Below are 17,657 nucleotides of genomic sequence, written 5' to 3'. Positions count from 1 at the left end.
TAAGATGAGTTATAGACTTTATTATGAAATAGAAAATCAAAAGAATGGGCTTAAAAAACGCATTGATTGCGAACTTTTTAGTGCTAATGATTTGGTTAAGATTTTAAATTTTTATCAAAGCATAGGCTTTAAAATAAAGATTTTATCTTTTAAACATAAAGGAGTTTAAGAAATGGAAAACATAAAAAATATTTTAGTTGAAAACGCCTTGAATGAGAATCACAATCAGGGCGTTTTTTATAGGGGCAAAAATCTTAGATTGTTTTTGCAAATTAAAAAACAAATCCCGCCCTTTGATTTTGAGAACAAAGAACATGGGATTAAGTTTTTGAGTTTGAGTAAGCTTTTTTTAAAAGAATATGCTTTTATAAAGGATTTAAGAGGCGTTAAGAATGCGGTGAAAGATTTTAAGGATTTTAAAGAACTTTGCAATTTCTTTTTTGAAAACAATATCTACACAATGGGCGTTGATATGAGTTTAAAAGAAAAGATTAGGCTTAGGGCTAATACTTTGACTTGTCCTAATTTTGGTTTTTTGTATGTGGAGAGAAGTTATATTGAAAAATTCTTTAATCTCAAACTTTCTTTTGATAGGGAGCACAGAGAAAAACAGATAAAAGAATATGAGCATATGCTTGAAACAATCTTTAAGACTCATTTCATAGGATATTTAGAAAATTATCTCAATGGAGAGGTTTATACGCTTTTGATTGATGATGAGATAAGAATTTGCTATGGAGAGAAAAACATTAAAGAGATTCTTGATTTAGAATTGAGTGCTTAAAGGAGAGAAAATGGAGGCGACTTTGCAGGACTTACTCGATTGTAAGCAATGGTTTTTAAACTTTTTACACATTGATGTTTGTTTTTATGATAACAGGGCTTTTTTAGAGCTTGAAGGCTTTTCAGTTGAAATTTCACAAGAAGAGATTGCAGAGAGGGCAAGGCAGTATAGGGAGTATTTAAACAATAATATTTGATTGTTTAAAAAGATTTTTTTAAATTGTTTAAAATATATGTAAAATTGTTTTATAATGTTTTAAAAATATTTTTTAAATGTTTTTAAATTGTTTTTAACTTTATTTTATATTATTTTAAATGATTGTTTAAATGTTTTTTAAAGGATATAAAAATGAGAAAAAAAGAGAGTTATTATCAAGCTTTGATGAAAGAGGCACAAAGCTTTTTAGAGTTTTGCGACAGGGATTTTGTTTTAAGGCAGGTTATAAAGACAAAAAAGTTTAAGGCTTATTTGAATGAAAAGCTCATTAATGAACAAATCCCGCCTTTATTTTTTTATGATAGGAAGAGGGAGAATTTTATTTATAGGGAAGGCTAAGATGAGAACAGAACAAGAAAATAAGATTTTAAAATCTTATTGCGATTTAAATCATTTTTTGCTTTGTAAAGGTGCAATTGATAGTCTTGAAGGTTTAGCCCATTTAAGCTCTTTAATCAATCTTTGTTTTAAAGATTTGTTTAAAAATGATTTTTTAGCGAGGCAGATATTTAAACATAAAACAAAATTAAAGATAGGGGCTACAATCACTGAAAACAAAGTGATTAAAGAACTTTTGCATAAGGATTTGGATGTTAAGTTGTAAGCGGGTGATTTTGTTTTTTGTTTGAAAGAATTTAAAGAAAAAACCATTCTTAAAAAAGCAAATAATAAGGTCTTTGGTGTGTTTTTACAATGTGAGTTTAGCATAGAATTAAGAAAGGATTAAAGATGAATGAGAAATTTGTAGAACTGATTTGTTTAGGAAATGATTTGACTTACCGCAAATCAAAAATAAGGAGAAATTGTCATTATGAGTTTAGGGATAAGGATTGTTTAAATCCTAAGTTGGTTAAAAATGTGATTAAAATTTGTTTTGATGAGCTTGAGCCTGAAGTGATTAAGGAACTTTTGCAGGATTTAAATAAAGAGTATTTAAGTATTGATGAATATCATCAAATGTTAAAAGATTTAAGTCAATAAAAGAAAGGATGAGAAATGTTGTTTATAGTAGTGGTCATATTGGTTATTTTGGGTTATATGATTAATGCGTTTTTATTTTCTTTTTATCTTTTACCTTCTGATTTTTATGAATATTGGGAAAGTTTAGATGAACTTAATAAAACATTTTTACTTGTATGGAGCCCCTTTTTGACTATCATTATTTTTATGTTTGCCCTAGCTGTTTTGTATTATATTCGTTATGGTTGCATTGTATTATATGATTATGGACGCGTTTTATTGCATAAAATTTTCAATAAGATGTTTTGATGAAAAGCGATTCAATACTTTTTATCTTTGTGTGTGGTATAGTTTTGATAGCTTTTATCAATCAACCACACATTTATGAAAATAGTCAATGTGAAAATGTTATATATAGGTTAAAAAATCCTTGTAAAGAAATAGGATTTTTAGAAATTGTAAATTTTATTTTACAAAAGAAAATATAAAAAAAAGGATAAAGAATGGAACAAATTATAATGGTTTTTTCAAATGATGATTTTTTATTAGCTTTAACATATAATTTTTTGTTATATGCTAGTTTGGGAATGCTTTTTTTAGCAGGGATTTGCTTCGTAATGTATTGTTTTAGAAGAATTGAGTTTTTATTAGTTTTCTCTCAATTTACTCTTTACTCATTTGTTCTTATGGGTTTAATTTTTCTTTTATTTGGTATGGCTTTTGATGATATAGATTTAAATATAAATCATTATATGGATGAAAGTTTTAAAAGATTTTTTCATCTTATTTTCTTTTTTTTAGCACCTCTTGTTTGCATAGCCTTGCTTATAGCTTTGGCTTTCATTCTGTGTTTAGGGCGGAGAATGATTTTAAAAACAATTGCAAAGATAAAAAAAGGAAATAAAAATGAATGAAATGAATGATTTAAGCCCCTATTTACATAATATAATAGAAAGTGCAATGGAATGTGCAACCAGACCTTATCTTATTATATGTATGATAGCAACGCTCATTGTATATTTTTATAATAGAAATACGACATTTTTTGGTGTTTTAACAATACTTGAAGCTCTTGTATGGCTTGAGATAAAAGATATGCAATATACTCATATGATTGCAGAAATATTAGATAAAAATGAAAAACTTTTACTCATAAGAAATGCTTTGGCTCTATTTTTTTTATTGCTATTTTTAGTATTTCTATTATTATGGTTATTTTATATTGTAAAATTCGCAAATTTGTAAATAAGGAAAAGGAGGAAAAAGAATAAAAAATGAAACAAGATGTGATTTATCTTTAAGCCATTCTTTAAATATTTTAAAATAAAATGCCCTTTATAGCGGGTATAAAGGAGAAAAAATGCAAACACTCAAAGCCTATGATATAGCCTTATATTTTTTGTTTAGAGCCAGAGAACTTGAAGCAGGAGAAGTCATTTCAAATCTTAAAATGCAAAAACTACTCTATTATGCACAAGGACATTTTTCAGCCCTCTATGATGAACCTTTATTCGAGGAAAGAATCGAGGCTTGGAGATATGGACCTGTGGTTAAAAATGTTTATGATAGATTTGCAAAATATACAAACCTTGCCATTGATTTTAAAGAATTAGAAAATTATAATGCCAAACTCTACACAAAAGAACATTTAGACACGCTACCCTTTCTTTTTAATCGCTACAATTCTTTTAGTGCTTGGGAACTTGTTTTAAAAACCCATGAAGAGCCTTTATGGAAAAAATATTTTGATAAATATAATACAAATGAAATACCTTTTGAAGAGCTTAAAGCTTTTTTTAAAGAAGAGCTTAAAAAAGAAGCTAAAGGATATTTAGCTTGAGTGGTGTTATAGGATTGCATAATCTTTTTGTAGAATGTGAGTATGCCCTTGAAATGCGACTGAATGAAGAGCATAAAAAACAAATACGAGAGCTTTTATACACTTTGAGTCAAAAAAATAAATTCTATGTTGAAGACTCAAATTTGCCAGAAAATATCAAAAATTTTTTAATCAATTATTTAAATGCTAATATAAAAGATATGATATAAACATTTTTAAGAATATCATTATTTTTAAAATTCCCCCTTCTAAATTTCTATTTTTTCCTTAATTATTTTTTAAAATGTCTCCTTTTAAACTTTATTTTTTCTTAAATATTTTTGATAAATTATTATCAATAAACTTTTTAGAAAGTTTATTTGCTCCCTTAAATTTGAATTTTTTAAGCAAGTTTTAATTTATTTTTATTTAAGAAAACTTTTTTATTTTGATTTAAGTTTATTGTTTTATAGCTTTTGAGATACTATAAAATGGCTCTTTGATGATTTTATTTTACTGAAAATTTTTTTAAATTTTATTGTTTTTACTTTAAGCTTTAAGGGCTTTTAATCTCTTTTTAAGGTTTTAAAATGAAAACTTAAAGTTTCGATTTTATGGTATTTTGAAAGCTATATTATCAAAATGAAGCGATTTTGATTTTTTAAGTTTCATTTAACCTTAAATAAGTGAAATTACTATGTAATAGATGTTTTTAAGCCTTAAGAAAACTTTTATATTTTTTTAAGTTCCGCAAAAAGACAGGGTTAAATATGGTTAATAAAAACTTAAAACAAAATTTTAATTTTATTTTAAGTTTTAAAAAAATCCTATTAAACAACCTTAATATAGTGTTTTAAAGCATTTATTATAAGTCTAAATTTTCCGCAAAAAGACAGAATAGATTTTCGTTTAAGGTCGCAAAAAGACAGGATCTTATTCCTATATAACAAATAATAAAAAAAGGGAAAGAAAGAATTTATATTATTTATATTTTTAACTTTGAATTTTATTTTAAGTTTAATTTTATTTTTTTACTTTAATTGCGATTTCAAAAAAAAAAAAAAATTCTTAGTCCATTTGTTTTTTAATTAAGCTTATAAGCTTTTAAGCTTTTTTGTTTTTTTGATTGATTTGTTTTTTTTGTTTTGTTTGCATTCTTTTTGATTTTGTTATTGTTAGTATCTCTCAACTACGAAACAAGCAAGAACGAAGACACAGCAGTAGGCTGGGTCTTTTAAAGTTTTGGAATCAATTTTGTTAATTCTTAAGATTTGCTTAATATTTCACCCGCGATGAAAAATTTTTTAATTGTGTTTTGGTTTTATTTTTTGAATGGCTCATAGCGTTACAGAAATGCGTCTAAAATCGATTTTATTAGTTTAGGTAATACCTTTTTATGTTTTAAGAAAGATTTTTGATTTAAGGGCTGTTTTTGTTTGATTATGAAGGTTTATTGATTTTTAGGGTTTTGTTAAGATTCAAAGAGGGGGCGGTATTTTTCTGATTGTTCATACAATTGCTTAGCTTTTTTCTCGCGTAATTGTTGAAAGTATTCTTTTATTTTGCTTGTTGGCATAATATTGTTTTTGCACATAATTTTGTAGATAATATTATGAGTAACTCTGCGAAATTTGAATTTATAATAAAGCTTGTTTTTGTTCTTTTTCTTCATTTAAAACCCTTTTTTAAAGCCAAGAGCCTTACTCTCTTGGCGTAAATTTTTAGTTTAAGCATAGGCTAAGTAAGGCTATTCTATAATGCTAGTTAGAAAAGTTGTGAGAGTAGCTTATTAAGCTCTCTCGCTAATAAGAGCAATAAAATTATAATTTTTAAAATTTTATCTCCCATTATCAGCTCCTTTCCCACCAAGAGAAATTAACCGCTTAAACTTATGAAATTATAACAAAATTATGCTTAAACAAAGCCTATTTTTTAAGGCTTTTTGTTAAATTTAATTCACTATCCTTTTCTTTTATCACCCTCTTTTGAGTTCTCTTTCTAACAGAAAAGAGAGTTCTTTGTAAGAATTCTCAAGGCTCTTTGTATCGATGTAAGCTTTTATCTTTGTTTTTATGCGTTCATATTTTGGAAGCTCTTCCGTGCTGATTTGTTTTAAGCTCTTAGCCCTTTGTTCTTGGCTGAATGTGTGAAAGTTTTTGATGAAAACTTGACAATGTTTTTCAAAGCCTAAGAGGAGTTTTTCACAATCTTTTATGTTCCATTCATTATCTAAATTAAGATATTTTGCACACATTAAATCATCATTGAAATCTTTGAGTTGAGGGGGAAGAATATGAGCGTTAGGAAAGTTTTCTTTTGTGAGTTCTGAATATTCTTGTCCTTTTTTGTCCCTATCAAAGCCTAAATAGACTTTTGCTTGATTGAAAGTCTCATTCAAATGAGCAAAGACTTCTTTTTGAGTCCTTGTGATTTGTCCATTTGTTGAACAAAGCAAACATTCTTTAGGATTAAAATCTTTAAGCTCTAAGAGTGAGAATGTGTCAATCATACTTTCAGTGATGAGGATTGTTTTAATGTCTTGTTTTTTGCTTGAAGCGTTTTTGATGATTTCTAAGCCCTTGTTTCCTTTGCATAAAGTTTTAATCTTAATTTGAGGCTGTTCTTTATCACTCAAAGGATTTAAGAGATAAGATACAAATCCTGCTTGAGTGAGAAAATTCTTATCCTCACTTAAAACAAAGCTTGGGATGTTGATGTTATGATATTTATCCTGTCTTAAACCTGCAAATTCTTGTATGAGATGAGCGTCTATGAGTCTTTTTTGAAAGAAATGATTGTTAAAGGCTAAAGCCTTCATTTCTTTGTATTCCTCTAGGCTTTTTGTCCTTGAAGTGTTTGTTGTTTCTAAGGGTTTGATTTCTAAATTGTTTTCAAAGCCTTTGAGTAATTCCTCAACCCTTATGCCCCTATTCTTTGCAAAATTAAAGATATTGCCTCTATCCCTTTCATCATTAGGATTAAAATAAAGATAATGACCCTTTTCATTACGACTGATGATGACAAGGTCGTTTTGTTCATTAGTGAAAACTCTATATCTTTGACTTGTTTTATCCCTTTTTTCAAAATACGCATTCATTCTTAGGATTTCATCAAAGGGAAGTTTGATAAAATCCTCATTTTTATTTAGAGCCACCTGTATCCACCCAGCAATGTTTTTCAATAGGCTCTGCTCTATAATAATGTGTGATTTCTTTATAGGAAAATCCTGTTCTTTCTTTAAGAGTGCGAGAGAAGCGTTCGTTTTCCTTAAGGGCATTGTATTCGCTTTGAGAGATTTCGGCAATGATTTTCTTTCCTGCATTCCATTCATATTCTTTATAGAATTGTTTATTGCAAGTGTATTTGAAGCGGTTTTGATAATCATTGTAAGTCATACGACTTAAGATTTCACAATTTTTTGTCATTTTTGGATTGATTCTGTAACCAAAAATCGGTATATCCATACACTCTATTCCATTATCACCCACTTTGCATTTTTTATAGATTTCAAGAGGTTGTTTGCTTTTTTCAAGTTGAGCATTGAGTTCTTGCTCTGTGCAAGTGCCTGTGATTTGTGAGAGACTTTCTGCTTGAGCTTTCATCTCAGGCGTTTGTGCGACAACAGGGCAGAGATTTAAAAAATTCATACGCGCTTGAATGGTCTTCCACGGTTTGCTATAAGATATACCAAAATATCTTTGTAAAGAAGGCATACACTCACTTGGCATTGCAGGAGAGCTTAAGCAAAGTATGGCTTCACACGCTAAGGCTGTATCTCCTGTAAGTAAATCTGTATTTCCTGCTTGTAAAGTGCCTAAAAGCATTAAACTTGTAAGAAAGTGTTTTTTCATTTTTTATCCTTTTATTTTAATTATTTCCACCTATGGTAAAAACAGGTAAGCCATTTTTATCTTTTTCATAGGCTTTAGCGTCTTTAAAGAAAAGTAAATCTTGGTTAAAAGGCTGTTGTTCGTATTCAGCTTTATAACTCTCCTCACTCAATGAATAAGATTGATTTGCTCCTGTGTTTTGAGAGAAATTGACTAAGGCGTTTGAATATTCCATATTCAATTCATATTGTCTTTGGAGAATTTCAAGTATCTTTATGAGTATGGTGTTTGTGAGAGCTTGAGCTTGTTTTTGATTGTTTGGTTTAGCAAGGGCTTTGCTTAAACTTTTTAAGTCCTCTGACATTTTTTCTTTGGTATAGGGATTGTTCTTGTCTTTTTTATGATAGGTTTCATAAAAGGCTATGATTTTATTTGTCTGTTCTTCATTTGCTTTAGCTTGTAAAAAAGCTTGAGCTTGTCTTATGTTTTCAATTTCAACATAATATCTTTGTCTCTCTTCATAATCTGTGCTTTTTTCAATCTTTTTCATCAATTCATCAATGCTTTTTGTGATGTCTGCATTGTTTTTTATGCCTGAAGTGCAACGATTGAAATCGTTATTAATGGCATTAGAATAGGAATTGAGTTTTTGTTTAAAATAGGGACTTTGAGTCTGTAAAAAAGAACAAGCCCTTGTTACTTGTTCAACATTTCCTAAGAAGTCTTGAGGGATATTTGTTATATCGTTGTATATGCTTTGCATAGAATTCACCATTGAGTTTAAATCTCCTAAAATATCACTCACATTATTCATACCCACTCCAAATTCTGACATTTGCTGTTCAAAATTTGATGTGTCTTTAAGCATTTGTTCGTATTCTTTCATCATTTGATTGTATTGTTTAACCGCTTCGGCTATGCTTCCTAAATCCACAACAGGAATTCCTGCTCCATACATAACATTAAAACTTAAAGCAAAACTTGTAATGAGTGAAAAGACTTTCTTTTTCATTTTATAAACTCCTGCCTTGATTTTGTTCTTTGAATTGAGTTTTAAGCTTTTCTTTGGCTGTTTTTATAGTCTTTAAGCCTTTTTCATAGCTTTTAGGATAGTTCTCTTTAAAATGAGGGGATTTTTCATCAATGTTTTTATAGAAATGCTCTAATCTTTCAATGTCCTTAAGATTAAGATTGTCTTTTTTTATCATTTTATCAAGTTCAATGAAGGCATCTTTTTCTTTATCCATTTGACTGCGTCCCTCTTTGAGTGTTTTTTCTGTTTCATACATTTCGTGTATGAATTCTTTAACGACTTCTTTAACTTCGGGGGTATGAGTCAAAGCCTTTTCTAATTTCTTTTGTCTCTCCTCTGCTTTAAGCTCATACACTTGCTTTGTTTGTTTTGTTAAGAGTGCTAGTGCTTTATCCATTTCTTTTAAAGTTTGGGTTAAAGAACATAAATCTGTAGAATTGAGTAAATTTTCAAGGCTCTTATTAAAATTATCCTGTAATCTCTCCCTTTCCTCTTTTAATTTTTCTAATTCTTTCTGTAATCTTTCAAGCTCTTTTTCTTGCTCCTCTAGGTATTTTTTATAATAATTCTCATCATGTTTTGAATCTTTAAGTTCTTCAGCCTTTTCTTCATAGGCTTTTTTCTCTTCAAGCTCTTTGAGTTTTTCTTGGGCATTTTTGATGTTTTCTTGGGTTTGATTGAGTTCTTTCTCTGTTTGTTTGCTTTGATGTTCATTCATTTCTAAAACTTCTTTATAATCTAAAGCCTCATTGATTTTTTCATCTTTTCTGATATTTTCAATGCTTTCATTGACAAATTCTCTTTTTTCTAAGGGTGAGCTTAATTCTTCTATGAATTCTTTTTTATCCTCTATCTCCTGTTCTTTTTTTTGAATTTTTTCATTGAGTTTTTCCTCTTCATTGAAAAACTTTGTATATTGTGCGAATTTTTCCTCTTCCTCTTTTTCTTGGGTGTTTGTGTTGTTTTTAGAATAGGAATTGTAAAGTTCATAATCATCATAAAGAGTATCTTCTTCATAGGAATCGAGGTCTTTGTTATTTGGCATTTTTTATCCTTTGATTTTTTTAATAAAACTTAATATTTTATTTAAAATCAAAATTTTAAAAAAGTGCGACTTTTTGCGGAAAGGTTTTTTATTTTTTGCTGTGAAAAATGTAAGAATAGGCATAGAGCAATAAGAAGTTTTTCTTAAAAATATTTGAAAAGAATTTTTTTATTTACCAAATACAAAGTAAGAATAGGGATTGACTTTAAAAAGTAAATCCGCAAAAAGTCGCACTTTGAATTTTTTTAAAAAAAATTTTCAAAATGCTATAAAGTTTTAAAAAAGATTTAATACTTTAAAAACTTAGAAAAAATATCCACTATTAAAACAATTTTTAAAATCTATATCACTCATCTCAACAAGTCCTTTTTCATTTAATTCTTTAGATTTTTGAGAGCACCATTGCTTTTTAGCTTCTGCTTCATCTTGATGGGTTCGATAATATTCTTCGGTTTTTATTTCTTTATCCACACTTTGAACTTCTTTAGCTTCACAAAGATGAGATAAACTTAAAACTGCTAATAAAGAAAAAACAATTTTTTTCATTTTTTTACTCCTTAAAATTTAATTTTCAATTGTAATATTTTAAGATTAATCATTTCTTTTTTCAAAGATAAATCTAAAACCTTTAACTTTTCTCATTTTAGTGTTTTTATTATCGGCATAGATTCTTTCATAATCTACATTTTTGAAAGAATAGCTTCCTAAATTAAGCTCTTTAATAGAGGGCTTTATTGTTTTTTTCTCTAAATCATATACATTATAATTATAATTGTTTGAATTATCTATAAATTTTTGAAATTCATCTTTATTCATATAAATTGATTTTTTATTAAGATTATCCGCACCTGTTTCACTAACTCCATTTTCATATTGTTTTAAAAGTCTAAAAAGAGTCTTAGTGTATTTGTTTTCAAAACTGCAAAACTCATTCATATCAAAGGACATGAAATTATTAAATTTAGACAATATAAAATATGCATAAGGATTAATTTTTAATTTTAAAATTTCCTTAAAATTATCAACAATTATAACATCAAAAAATTGAAAAATTTTTATTTCTCCTTTACCTTCATCATTAAATTCTTTTATGTCTTTATATTTTATATGATTTAAAACAAGATTTGATAATTTATAATTTGAAAATTCATAAATTTGTTTATAAAATCTTTTTTTATTTTTGATTTGAGGTAAAAAGATTTTTAAATCACTATAACTCACTTCTATAAAATCATGTGTATATTCATCTTTTATATCAACATCAATTTTATTTCTCTTTATTGTTTTTATACCGCCATTTTCTTTAATATGTTTAGAAACAAAATAACAAATCGTAAAAAAAATATTAAAATCCATAGCTGTAAAATTAGGAAAAATAATAGAATTGATTTCATTACTGCAAGAAAAACTCGTATCAATTAATTTGTTTTGACTTCGCTGTGTAAATTTCAAAGTGTAATTCCCTTCTACAAAGTCAAAAGTAACAAATTGTGCAAAACTCATAATTTATCCTTAAAAGTATAATTCTTAAAATTTTATTAGAATTTTGCCATAATTTTATTAAATTGCATTTAAAAGATTGCTTAAAATGCTTTCATTTTTATTTTGTTGCAAATTTGAAGAAATTTCCTCTTGCTTAAAGCGGTGAGCATAAATGTTTGACATATTTGCATAGACACTTTGGATATTTTCTTGACCCCTAGCATTATCTTGCGAGGTTTTGTTTTGAAAATTTCCATTTTGCAACTCTTCACTTTGCAAAATCCCGCTTTCTTCAATTGCATCAAGAGCGTTAGTAAAATCGTTATCAAAAGAAGATTGTTCAACTTCTTTATCAACTCTTTTATAAGTCCCGCTTTCTACATCATACTCATAAGAGCTCTTGTAAATCACTTGCATAATCTCTCCTTTCAAAATCTATGCAAAAATTTACAAGCAAAAAGTATTCCTTTAATCTTCATGTTTTGGTAAATGTTCAATGTCAAGCTCGTTGTTTTTGATAAATTCCTCTTTTGCTTTTTTGCAGTTTTTATCACGAATTTTTCGGTATTCAGTTCGAATTTTAATCTCTTTTTCACTCAAGGGACGCTCCTCTAAGAAACTGATATGAAAATATGTATCATCGGGCTTTGAATGGGCATTGTAAAAATCTAAATAGTCAAAATAATCTTTGCCATTATCAAACTCCACAACCTCTTCAATGTAAATTGTAGGTCCAAAACCTTTATGGTTTTGAGTAAAATGTCCAAAACCAGCACTATATTGAATTCTAAATTTAGCCATTGTTCTCTCCTAAAAATTCTTCATAATTTCCACGAAAATCCAAAATTTTACCTTCTTTTAAATGCCAAATACGATTTGCAAAAGAGCTAATAAGCTCTCTATCATGACTGATGCAAAGCACCACACCTTTAAAACAATACAAAGCCTCACCCAAAGCGATAATGCTTTCAAGATCAAGGTGGTTATCAGGCTCGTCTAAAAGCAAAAAATTGGGACGCTCAAGCATAAGTTTTGAAAGCATTAATCTGTGTTTTTCCCCTCCGCTTAAATTTGCCACCATTTTCTCTTGATCTAAACCACTAAAAAGCATTCTACCTAAACATTTGCGAATTTCATCTAAATCTTTAAAATTTTCACTCATAAGCCATTCATAAAGTTTCAAATTTTCACAAATTTTATTACTAATATCTTGCGGAAAATATCCAAGTTCTATCGTTGCACCTAAATGCACACTGCCGCTATCTGGTTTTAATTGTGCGGCAATGATTTGAGCTAAAGTGCTTTTGCCCACTCCATTTGCTCCAATCAAAGCAATTTTATCATTTTTTTCAATTTTAAGTTCTAAATTTGAAAACAAATTATGCTCATAAGCCTTAGAAATACCTTTTAGCTCTAAAATTTCATTTCCTATATCTCTTTTTGTTCTAAAAACAATGCTAGGGTCTCTGCGACTTGAAATTTTAATCTCTGAAAATTCAAGCTTTTCTAAGGCTTTTGCTCTGCTTGTAGCTTGTTTTGCTTTAGACGCATTAGCACTGAAGCGACGGATAAAATTTTCTAATTCCTCTCTTTCTTTTAAAGTCTTATCGCGTTTGAGTTCAGCTTGTTTTGCCAAAAGTGTTGAAGCCATATACCAATCATCGTAATTTCCTGCAAAATCACGAATTTGTTTAAAATCAACATCTAAAATTATTGAACAAATTCGGTTTAAAAAATGTCTGTCGTGGCTTATGACAACAAGAGTTCCTTTATGTCTTAAAAGTTCGTTTTCAAGCCAAGAAATCGTTTCTAAATCAAGATTATTTGTCGGTTCATCTAAAAATAAAATATCAGCACTCAAAAACAATACTTGAGCCAATAAAACCTTAAATTTATCTGCATTTTGTAAGGTGCTCATCAAAGCGTTGATGTTTTTGATTTTTAAGGCACTAAGAATTTTTTCACAACGAAGCTCACAATCATAATTTGGATCCTCTTCAGCTGTAATCAGCTCAAGCTCACTCAAACGTTGATTCACTTCATCATTAAATTCCTCACTTTGATAAAGCTTTTCTTTTTCTTTTAAAGCTTCGAATAGTCTTTTATTTGCACATATTACCGCATCTTTTATGGTGTAATTTTCAAAAGCAAAATGATTTTGATTCAAAACAGCAATTCTAAGCCCCTCATCAAAAATCACCTCTCCACTACTAGGTTCAAGTTCTCCTGAAAGAATCTTTAAAAAAGTTGATTTTCCTGCACCATTTGCACCGATAAGACCATATCTTTCTGCACGATTGAGCTTTAAATTTACATTTTCAAATAAAAGTTGATTTGCAAAACGCATAGTGAGATTTTTAATTTCAACCATATTTTTCCTTTTTTTGTGGTATTGTAGCAAAAAATAAGAATTATTAGAATTTATTTTTCATTGAATAAATTTTTATATTTTGACAAATTTTCATTATCAAACATTTTTGTATTTAAAAAGACTCAATGTGTATTTTTAAGGTGGATTTTGTAAGCTTAACTTTTAAACATTGCTTTATTTTAATTTCATAAAATCAAAATTATTTTTATATATTTTTGGTTTATTTAGAAATTAAAATTTAATAACTTGTTTTTTGCTTGAAACGTTTTTGATGATTTTTAAGCCTTATTTTCTTTGCATAGGATTTTAAATTTAAAAGAGTTCATAAAAAGCTATTTAAAGCATTTTTAAAGTAAAATTAGTTTTTATTTTTTTAAAAGAGGTTGATTTTGATTGATTTTTTGGTTGTTTTGAGTGTAATTTGTGAAATTTTTGCTTTGTTTTTGGCTTTTTATTTTAAAAATACCAGAATTTTTTTCCTGAGTCTTTGCTTGATTGAAGCGAGATTTGTTTATTTCTATGCAAGCATTTTTCAAGCACATTTGTTTAATTCTTTATTTTTACCCTTAATTTTTTGTTTTTTAAGTCTTAAAAAAGAGACGAAACTCATTTTTGATAAAAAAAATATCAGTGCTGTTTTAGCCCTATTTTTTATGGGAATTCTTGCTATGTTTTTATCTCAAAATACAAATTTTAACAGCTCTGTTTTAAATTTTCATTTTCTTAATCTAAATTTTTTTCAGCCTATGAATGAACTTGGTTTGATTTTTTTTATTTTTATGGCTTTCATTTTGGCTTTAAAATGCTTGAAAACAAGAGAATTTTATTTGTTTTTTGCTTTTTTTGGAATGTATTTTGAATTTCTTTTTGAAAATGCTTTTATGTTTTTTGAATTTGCTTCTTTGATTTTCATTTTTTATCTTTTGCATGATATTTATAAAAATGCTTTTTTTGATTCTTTAACCCTTTTGCCAAATATTAAAAATCTCAATCGTTTTGTTAGGGGCAAAGAATTTTACATTATCGCTTTGCTTCATTTTAATGAATTGCAACAAGCTAAGGAAAGCTATATTAAGCTTATTTTAAAAAAAATTGCTAAGATTTTACATCGTTTTAAGGCAAAAATTTTTATCGTAGATTATGATTTTGTTTTGATTTTTAAGGATAAAGAAACAGCTTTAAAACATCTTGCTTATTTAGAATCTTTGTTAAAGAACACAGAATTTAAACTTGAAAATGAGAATTTTAAACTTGAATTTAAAATCGTTTGGCAAGAAAATGAAATCAATCTAGAACAAACTATACAAAGCCTAAGAAAGCGTTTATCTTAGGCTTAAAATTTCATTTATTTTTCGTTAGCTTCTACTTCAATATCCAAATTCACTTCATCACCTAAAGTTACGGTTGAACTTTCTGGTGCAAAGTTAAAATCTGATCTTTTAATTTGTCCGCTTAAAGAAAATCCTACTTTTTCTTTACCATCTTTTGTTTTAGCTGTGCCGCCAATTTCAGTATCTAAAACAATATCTTTTGAAACGCCTGCAATGGTTAAAGTTCCATTCATTTTGCCTTTTTCATTGCTAATTTTTTGATAATTTTTCATCGCAAAAGTTATTTGAGGAAATTGTTGAGCTTTGAAAAAATCATTTTTTTGAAGATGATCGTCTCTGTTTTTGTTTTCTGTGTTGATAGAAGAAACCTTTATATTTGCTTCAAGTTTTTTAAATTCTGCACTTTGCGGATCATAATCTATCACAGCATCATAGTCTTTAAAATTTCCTTTTACATTGCTAATTTGCAAGTGTTTAATCTTAAATCCTACATCAGTATGAGTTTTATCTAAAACATACTCCTTAGCAAAAAGCCCACTACTTAGTAAAGAAGCGGCTAAAAACGAACTTAAAAAAATTTTTTTCATTTAAAAATCTCCTTTTGATATTTAAAATTTCGAAAAAATTCTATCTATGAAAAATTAATCATTGTTTAATCAAGCTTTATTTTAAGGAAACTTATAAAATCCTCAAATTCAGGCAAATTCAAATTTTTAACTTCCCTTTGCTGTTTGCCCCACATGCATTCTGGAAAAAAAGCATCGTGTTTAAAACGAGCCATAATGTGAAAATGCACTCTTGGAACATAATTAGCAAATGAAGCGATATTGATTTTATCAGGTTTATAAAACTCAATCAACGCTTTTTCACAAAGTAAAATTTTTTCGAATAATTCTTTTTGCAAGGCACAAGGGCAATCGCTTAATTCTTTATAGGCTTCTTTAGTAAAAATTTTAAGCCAAGGCACTTGAGAAACTTCTCTTTCTATGTATATATAGTCGTTTTCATAAAACATTTTAACTTCCTCTCAAAAATAAAAATTAAAAAAATTTTATAAATTTTTATGTTAATTTTTAGTAAAATTAGAATATAAATTTTACTCTGTTATAGAATTTTAAGGAGGATTGAATGCAAGTTAATGGTTTTGCTTATGGGCTGAACAATTATTATCATACAATTTCCTCAAATGATGATAAGCAAAATTTAGAGAATCAGCAAGATGAGCAAAAACAAGATTCAAATCAAAATAACGAACAAACTCAAATGGTTAATGGTGTTGCACTTGATTCAAAAGAACTTCAAGTTTTAAGAGAACTTCAAGATACAGATAGAAATGTCAAAGCACATGAAGCCGCCCATCAAGCTGCAGGTGGAGGACTTACCGGACCTGCGAGTTTTAGCTATACTAGGGGACCTGACAATCAAATGTATGCAATCGCCGGAGAAGTGCCTATAAGAGTGCAAAAAGGAAACACACCTGAAGAAACCATAGCAATTGCAAGACAAATTATAGCTGCTGCTATGGCACCTTCTGATCCAAGTCCTCAAGATTATAAAGTTGCCGCAAATGCTACCAAAATGGAGATTGAAGCGAGAGCAGAAGCGGTTAAGATGAAAGCAGAAGAAGCTGATGTAAACAATGACAAAGAAACTAAAACTTCTGAAACTGATGAAAATAATAACACAAATGAAGAATATAAATCTTCTATCGCTGATGTTTATAAAAGAAATAGTATGCCAGAATCAAATCCTATTTTAAGCATAGCTTCTTAAGAAGATTGTCTATAATCATATATAAAATGTCTTTTTTAAAAAAATATTAAAGACAAAAACTTAATCTCGTATTCTTTTTTTAAATTCAATTTGTTTTTTTATGTATAAAAAATAATTTAAAATTTTTATTTAAAACATTTTCATTCAGTTTATGATTCTTGCTTGATTTAAAATTTGTTATTTTAGTGGCTTTATATCTCATATAAAAATTTAAATATAAGCTTAAAATATAAAAATTATATCTATGTTTTTATAAATAAACTTGCACAGCTAAATTAAATCAATTAAAATTTCAAATCTTTCCAAGTCATTTAAGCTTATTTTTTAGTTTTTTATCTTAGAATTAGAGTTTTTATAATATACCCAAAAGGGGAATTAGCTCAGCTGGGAGAGCACCTGCTTTGCACGCAGGAGGTCAGCGGTTCGATCCCGCTATTCTCCACCATAATTAAATTTTCATCTTTTAAATTCCAAAGGGACTATAGCTCAGCTGGTTAGAGTGCACCCCTGATAAGGGTGAGGTCACAAGTTCAAGTCTTGTTAGTCCCACCATATATTTTATTAGTGTATTGTCTGTTAATGTTTGAGTTAAATGTTTTATTATTTAATCTTTAAAAACATCAAAAAAATATCAAAGTATTTTTAAAGATTAAATTTGATTGAGTTTTTTGGTGGTTTTGGGTTTTTATTTAACAATTTATAAAGTATTTAAGAATTTACAAAAACCAGATGAATCTAATTTTAAAAAAGTTTTGCATTATTGTTATATATTTAAGATTTTTTAAATAAAATCATTTAAAAAATAAAAATATTTTTAAACGCGTTCTTCATTCAAATTTCAAAAATATTTTTTATAGCTTTTTTAAGAATATTAAGATATGTTTTAAGGTTTTAATTTAAAAACAAGCTTTCAATAAAACTGCCTTGATTGATAAAATATAAAATTCATATCAAAATCTTTCATAAATTTTTTAATGCAAAAAATGAATGCATATTTATAAGAGTATCACTTT

Annotated in this window: 26 protein-coding genes and 2 tRNA genes; 16 read left to right on the top strand and 12 right to left on the bottom strand. The window is 27.8% G+C overall.

Annotated features, from left to right (window positions below; genetic code table 11):
* The first annotated feature begins 4 nt into the window (after positions 1-4).
* The 12 genes from CCUN_RS09825 (at position 5) to CCUN_RS07600 (ending at position 4,009) form a co-directional block, all read left to right on the top strand.
* A complete protein-coding gene (locus CCUN_RS09825; RefSeq protein WP_157258357.1) occupies positions 5-169 on the top strand; it encodes a hypothetical protein in 165 nt (54 codons plus the stop codon).
* A 3-nt stretch (positions 170-172) separates the two neighbouring features.
* Positions 173-784 (top strand): hypothetical protein, encoded by a 612-nt coding sequence (locus CCUN_RS07650; protein WP_027305984.1) that lies wholly within the window; start codon positions 173-175, stop codon positions 782-784.
* Between the two features lie 10 nt (positions 785-794).
* Positions 795-980: a hypothetical protein gene (locus tag CCUN_RS07645; protein WP_027305985.1), complete on the top strand. Its 186-nt coding sequence runs from the start codon at positions 795-797 to the stop codon at positions 978-980.
* 152 nt (positions 981-1,132) lie between these two features.
* Positions 1,133-1,339, top strand: a complete 207-nt coding sequence (locus tag CCUN_RS07640; protein WP_027305986.1) for a hypothetical protein — start codon at positions 1,133-1,135, stop codon at positions 1,337-1,339.
* Between the two features lies 1 nt (position 1,340).
* On the top strand, positions 1,341-1,604 hold the full coding sequence (locus CCUN_RS07635; RefSeq protein ID WP_027305987.1) for a hypothetical protein: 264 nt from the start codon (positions 1,341-1,343) through the stop codon (positions 1,602-1,604).
* A gap of 125 nt (positions 1,605-1,729) precedes the next feature.
* Positions 1,730-1,981, top strand: a complete 252-nt coding sequence (locus CCUN_RS07630) for a hypothetical protein (RefSeq protein WP_027305988.1) — start codon at positions 1,730-1,732, stop codon at positions 1,979-1,981.
* Positions 1,982-1,996: 15 nt separating this feature from the next.
* Positions 1,997-2,269, top strand: coding sequence for a hypothetical protein (locus tag CCUN_RS07625; protein WP_027305989.1), 273 nt, complete (start codon positions 1,997-1,999; stop codon positions 2,267-2,269).
* Positions 2,269-2,448, top strand: a complete 180-nt coding sequence (locus CCUN_RS07620; RefSeq protein ID WP_027305990.1) for a hypothetical protein — start codon at positions 2,269-2,271, stop codon at positions 2,446-2,448. Before CCUN_RS07625 ends, CCUN_RS07620 begins: the two co-directional genes overlap by 1 nt.
* A gap of 15 nt (positions 2,449-2,463) precedes the next feature.
* Positions 2,464-2,874 (top strand): hypothetical protein, encoded by a 411-nt coding sequence (locus CCUN_RS07615; protein WP_027305991.1) that lies wholly within the window; start codon positions 2,464-2,466, stop codon positions 2,872-2,874.
* Positions 2,867-3,205 carry a hypothetical protein gene (locus CCUN_RS07610; RefSeq protein ID WP_027305992.1) on the top strand — a complete coding sequence of 113 codons (339 nt, stop codon included), beginning with the start codon at positions 2,867-2,869 and terminating at the stop codon, positions 3,203-3,205. Before CCUN_RS07615 ends, CCUN_RS07610 begins: the two co-directional genes overlap by 8 nt.
* 115 nt (positions 3,206-3,320) lie before the next feature.
* Positions 3,321-3,800 carry a Panacea domain-containing protein gene (locus CCUN_RS07605; RefSeq protein ID WP_027305993.1) on the top strand — a complete coding sequence of 160 codons (480 nt, stop codon included), beginning with the start codon at positions 3,321-3,323 and terminating at the stop codon, positions 3,798-3,800.
* Positions 3,797-4,009 (top strand): hypothetical protein, encoded by a 213-nt coding sequence (locus CCUN_RS07600; protein ID WP_027305994.1) that lies wholly within the window; start codon positions 3,797-3,799, stop codon positions 4,007-4,009. The genes CCUN_RS07605 and CCUN_RS07600 overlap by 4 nt, the downstream gene beginning before the upstream one ends.
* Before the next feature lie 1,241 nt (positions 4,010-5,250).
* Here the strand turns inward: CCUN_RS07600 and CCUN_RS07595 are convergent.
* From CCUN_RS07595 to CCUN_RS07550, 10 genes are all read right to left on the bottom strand, one after another.
* Positions 5,251-5,451: a hypothetical protein gene (locus tag CCUN_RS07595; protein WP_027305995.1), complete on the bottom strand. Its 201-nt coding sequence runs from the start codon at positions 5,449-5,451 to the stop codon at positions 5,251-5,253.
* A 303-nt stretch (positions 5,452-5,754) separates the two neighbouring features.
* Positions 5,755-6,960 carry a toprim domain-containing protein gene (locus CCUN_RS07590; protein WP_157258360.1) on the bottom strand — a complete coding sequence of 402 codons (1,206 nt, stop codon included), beginning with the start codon at positions 6,958-6,960 and terminating at the stop codon, positions 5,755-5,757.
* Positions 6,920-7,630, bottom strand: a complete 711-nt coding sequence (locus CCUN_RS07585; RefSeq protein ID WP_027305996.1) for a TrbM/KikA/MpfK family conjugal transfer protein — start codon at positions 7,628-7,630, stop codon at positions 6,920-6,922. The genes CCUN_RS07590 and CCUN_RS07585 overlap by 41 nt, the downstream gene beginning before the upstream one ends.
* A 16-nt stretch (positions 7,631-7,646) precedes the next feature.
* Positions 7,647-8,621, bottom strand: a complete 975-nt coding sequence (locus tag CCUN_RS07580) for a type IV secretion system protein (RefSeq protein WP_027305997.1) — start codon at positions 8,619-8,621, stop codon at positions 7,647-7,649.
* Between the two features lies 1 nt (position 8,622).
* A complete protein-coding gene (locus CCUN_RS07575; RefSeq protein ID WP_035175878.1) occupies positions 8,623-9,687 on the bottom strand; it encodes a coiled-coil domain-containing protein in 1,065 nt (354 codons plus the stop codon).
* A 303-nt stretch (positions 9,688-9,990) separates the two neighbouring features.
* On the bottom strand, positions 9,991-10,233 hold the full coding sequence (locus CCUN_RS07570; RefSeq protein WP_027305998.1) for a hypothetical protein: 243 nt from the start codon (positions 10,231-10,233) through the stop codon (positions 9,991-9,993).
* Positions 10,234-10,278: 45 nt separating this feature from the next.
* On the bottom strand, positions 10,279-11,190 hold the full coding sequence (locus CCUN_RS07565) for a replication initiation protein (protein WP_027305999.1): 912 nt from the start codon (positions 11,188-11,190) through the stop codon (positions 10,279-10,281).
* A 57-nt stretch (positions 11,191-11,247) separates the two neighbouring features.
* Positions 11,248-11,586, bottom strand: coding sequence for a hypothetical protein (locus tag CCUN_RS07560; RefSeq protein ID WP_027306000.1), 339 nt, complete (start codon positions 11,584-11,586; stop codon positions 11,248-11,250).
* 51 nt (positions 11,587-11,637) lie between these two features.
* The gene (locus tag CCUN_RS07555) at positions 11,638-11,970 is read right to left on the bottom strand and encodes a hypothetical protein (protein WP_085296675.1); all 333 of its coding nucleotides are present in this window, start codon (positions 11,968-11,970) and stop codon (positions 11,638-11,640) included.
* Complete coding sequence (locus tag CCUN_RS07550; RefSeq protein WP_027306002.1) at positions 11,963-13,540, bottom strand: ABC-F family ATP-binding cassette domain-containing protein; 1,578 nt, start codon at positions 13,538-13,540, stop codon at positions 11,963-11,965. Before CCUN_RS07550 ends, CCUN_RS07555 begins: the two co-directional genes overlap by 8 nt.
* 383 nt (positions 13,541-13,923) lie before the next feature.
* Here CCUN_RS07550 and CCUN_RS07545 point away from each other — a divergent pair, with 383 nt between their 5' ends.
* Positions 13,924-14,871: a hypothetical protein gene (locus CCUN_RS07545; protein WP_027306003.1), complete on the top strand. Its 948-nt coding sequence runs from the start codon at positions 13,924-13,926 to the stop codon at positions 14,869-14,871.
* 14 nt (positions 14,872-14,885) lie between these two features.
* On the opposite strand, the gene CCUN_RS07540 is transcribed toward CCUN_RS07545, so the two are convergent.
* Both CCUN_RS07540 and CCUN_RS07535 read right to left on the bottom strand, forming a co-directional pair.
* On the bottom strand, positions 14,886-15,458 hold the full coding sequence (locus CCUN_RS07540) for a YceI family protein (RefSeq protein ID WP_027306004.1): 573 nt from the start codon (positions 15,456-15,458) through the stop codon (positions 14,886-14,888).
* A 65-nt stretch (positions 15,459-15,523) separates the two neighbouring features.
* The gene (locus CCUN_RS07535) at positions 15,524-15,886 is read right to left on the bottom strand and encodes an HIT domain-containing protein (RefSeq protein ID WP_027306005.1); all 363 of its coding nucleotides are present in this window, start codon (positions 15,884-15,886) and stop codon (positions 15,524-15,526) included.
* 113 nt (positions 15,887-15,999) lie between these two features.
* Between CCUN_RS07535 and CCUN_RS07530 the strand changes: the two genes are divergently transcribed.
* The 3 genes from CCUN_RS07530 to CCUN_RS07520 all read left to right on the top strand — a co-directional run bounded on the left by CCUN_RS07530 (position 16,000) and on the right by CCUN_RS07520 (position 17,196).
* Positions 16,000-16,644 carry a putative metalloprotease CJM1_0395 family protein gene (locus tag CCUN_RS07530; protein WP_027306006.1) on the top strand — a complete coding sequence of 215 codons (645 nt, stop codon included), beginning with the start codon at positions 16,000-16,002 and terminating at the stop codon, positions 16,642-16,644.
* A gap of 369 nt (positions 16,645-17,013) precedes the next feature.
* Positions 17,014-17,089, top strand: a tRNA-Ala gene (locus tag CCUN_RS07525).
* Between the two features lie 30 nt (positions 17,090-17,119).
* A tRNA-Ile gene (locus tag CCUN_RS07520) sits at positions 17,120-17,196 on the top strand.
* Positions 17,197-17,657 lie beyond the last annotated feature (461 nt).

It is taken from the genome of Campylobacter cuniculorum DSM 23162 = LMG 24588 (assembly GCF_002104335.1).
GTDB classification, from domain to species: domain Bacteria; phylum Campylobacterota; class Campylobacteria; order Campylobacterales; family Campylobacteraceae; genus Campylobacter_D; species Campylobacter_D cuniculorum.
Note: the sequence above shows the minus strand (reverse complement) of the source record. Positions and strands in the feature narration are given on the sequence as shown.

Bases quoted from the DNA above. Each gene is read 5' to 3' on its own strand.
- CCUN_RS09825 (WP_157258357.1), top strand. From the start codon at position 5: ATGAGTTATAGACTTTATTATGAAATAGAAAATCAAAAGAATGGGCTT.
- CCUN_RS07650 (WP_027305984.1), top strand. From the start codon at position 173: ATGGAAAACATAAAAAATATTTTAGTTGAAAACGCCTTGAATGAGAAT.
- CCUN_RS07645 (WP_027305985.1), top strand. From the start codon at position 795: ATGGAGGCGACTTTGCAGGACTTACTCGATTGTAAGCAATGGTTTTTA.
- CCUN_RS07640 (WP_027305986.1), top strand. From the start codon at position 1,133: ATGAGAAAAAAAGAGAGTTATTATCAAGCTTTGATGAAAGAGGCACAA.
- CCUN_RS07635 (WP_027305987.1), top strand. From the start codon at position 1,341: ATGAGAACAGAACAAGAAAATAAGATTTTAAAATCTTATTGCGATTTA.
- CCUN_RS07630 (WP_027305988.1), top strand. From the start codon at position 1,730: ATGAATGAGAAATTTGTAGAACTGATTTGTTTAGGAAATGATTTGACT.
- CCUN_RS07625 (WP_027305989.1), top strand. From the start codon at position 1,997: ATGTTGTTTATAGTAGTGGTCATATTGGTTATTTTGGGTTATATGATT.
- CCUN_RS07620 (WP_027305990.1), top strand. From the start codon at position 2,269: ATGAAAAGCGATTCAATACTTTTTATCTTTGTGTGTGGTATAGTTTTG.
- CCUN_RS07615 (WP_027305991.1), top strand. From the start codon at position 2,464: ATGGAACAAATTATAATGGTTTTTTCAAATGATGATTTTTTATTAGCT.
- CCUN_RS07610 (WP_027305992.1), top strand. From the start codon at position 2,867: ATGAATGAAATGAATGATTTAAGCCCCTATTTACATAATATAATAGAA.
- CCUN_RS07605 (WP_027305993.1), top strand. From the start codon at position 3,321: ATGCAAACACTCAAAGCCTATGATATAGCCTTATATTTTTTGTTTAGA.
- CCUN_RS07595 (WP_027305995.1), bottom strand. From the start codon at position 5,451: ATGAAGAAAAAGAACAAAAACAAGCTTTATTATAAATTCAAATTTCGC.
- CCUN_RS07585 (WP_027305996.1), bottom strand. From the start codon at position 7,630: ATGAAAAAACACTTTCTTACAAGTTTAATGCTTTTAGGCACTTTACAA.
- CCUN_RS07580 (WP_027305997.1), bottom strand. From the start codon at position 8,621: ATGAAAAAGAAAGTCTTTTCACTCATTACAAGTTTTGCTTTAAGTTTT.
- CCUN_RS07575 (WP_035175878.1), bottom strand. From the start codon at position 9,687: ATGCCAAATAACAAAGACCTCGATTCCTATGAAGAAGATACTCTTTAT.
- CCUN_RS07570 (WP_027305998.1), bottom strand. From the start codon at position 10,233: ATGAAAAAAATTGTTTTTTCTTTATTAGCAGTTTTAAGTTTATCTCAT.
- CCUN_RS07565 (WP_027305999.1), bottom strand. From the start codon at position 11,190: ATGAGTTTTGCACAATTTGTTACTTTTGACTTTGTAGAAGGGAATTAC.
- CCUN_RS07560 (WP_027306000.1), bottom strand. From the start codon at position 11,586: ATGCAAGTGATTTACAAGAGCTCTTATGAGTATGATGTAGAAAGCGGG.
- CCUN_RS07555 (WP_085296675.1), bottom strand. From the start codon at position 11,970: ATGGCTAAATTTAGAATTCAATATAGTGCTGGTTTTGGACATTTTACT.
- CCUN_RS07550 (WP_027306002.1), bottom strand. From the start codon at position 13,540: ATGGTTGAAATTAAAAATCTCACTATGCGTTTTGCAAATCAACTTTTA.
- CCUN_RS07540 (WP_027306004.1), bottom strand. From the start codon at position 15,458: ATGAAAAAAATTTTTTTAAGTTCGTTTTTAGCCGCTTCTTTACTAAGT.
- CCUN_RS07535 (WP_027306005.1), bottom strand. From the start codon at position 15,886: ATGTTTTATGAAAACGACTATATATACATAGAAAGAGAAGTTTCTCAA.
- CCUN_RS07530 (WP_027306006.1), top strand. From the start codon at position 16,000: ATGCAAGTTAATGGTTTTGCTTATGGGCTGAACAATTATTATCATACA.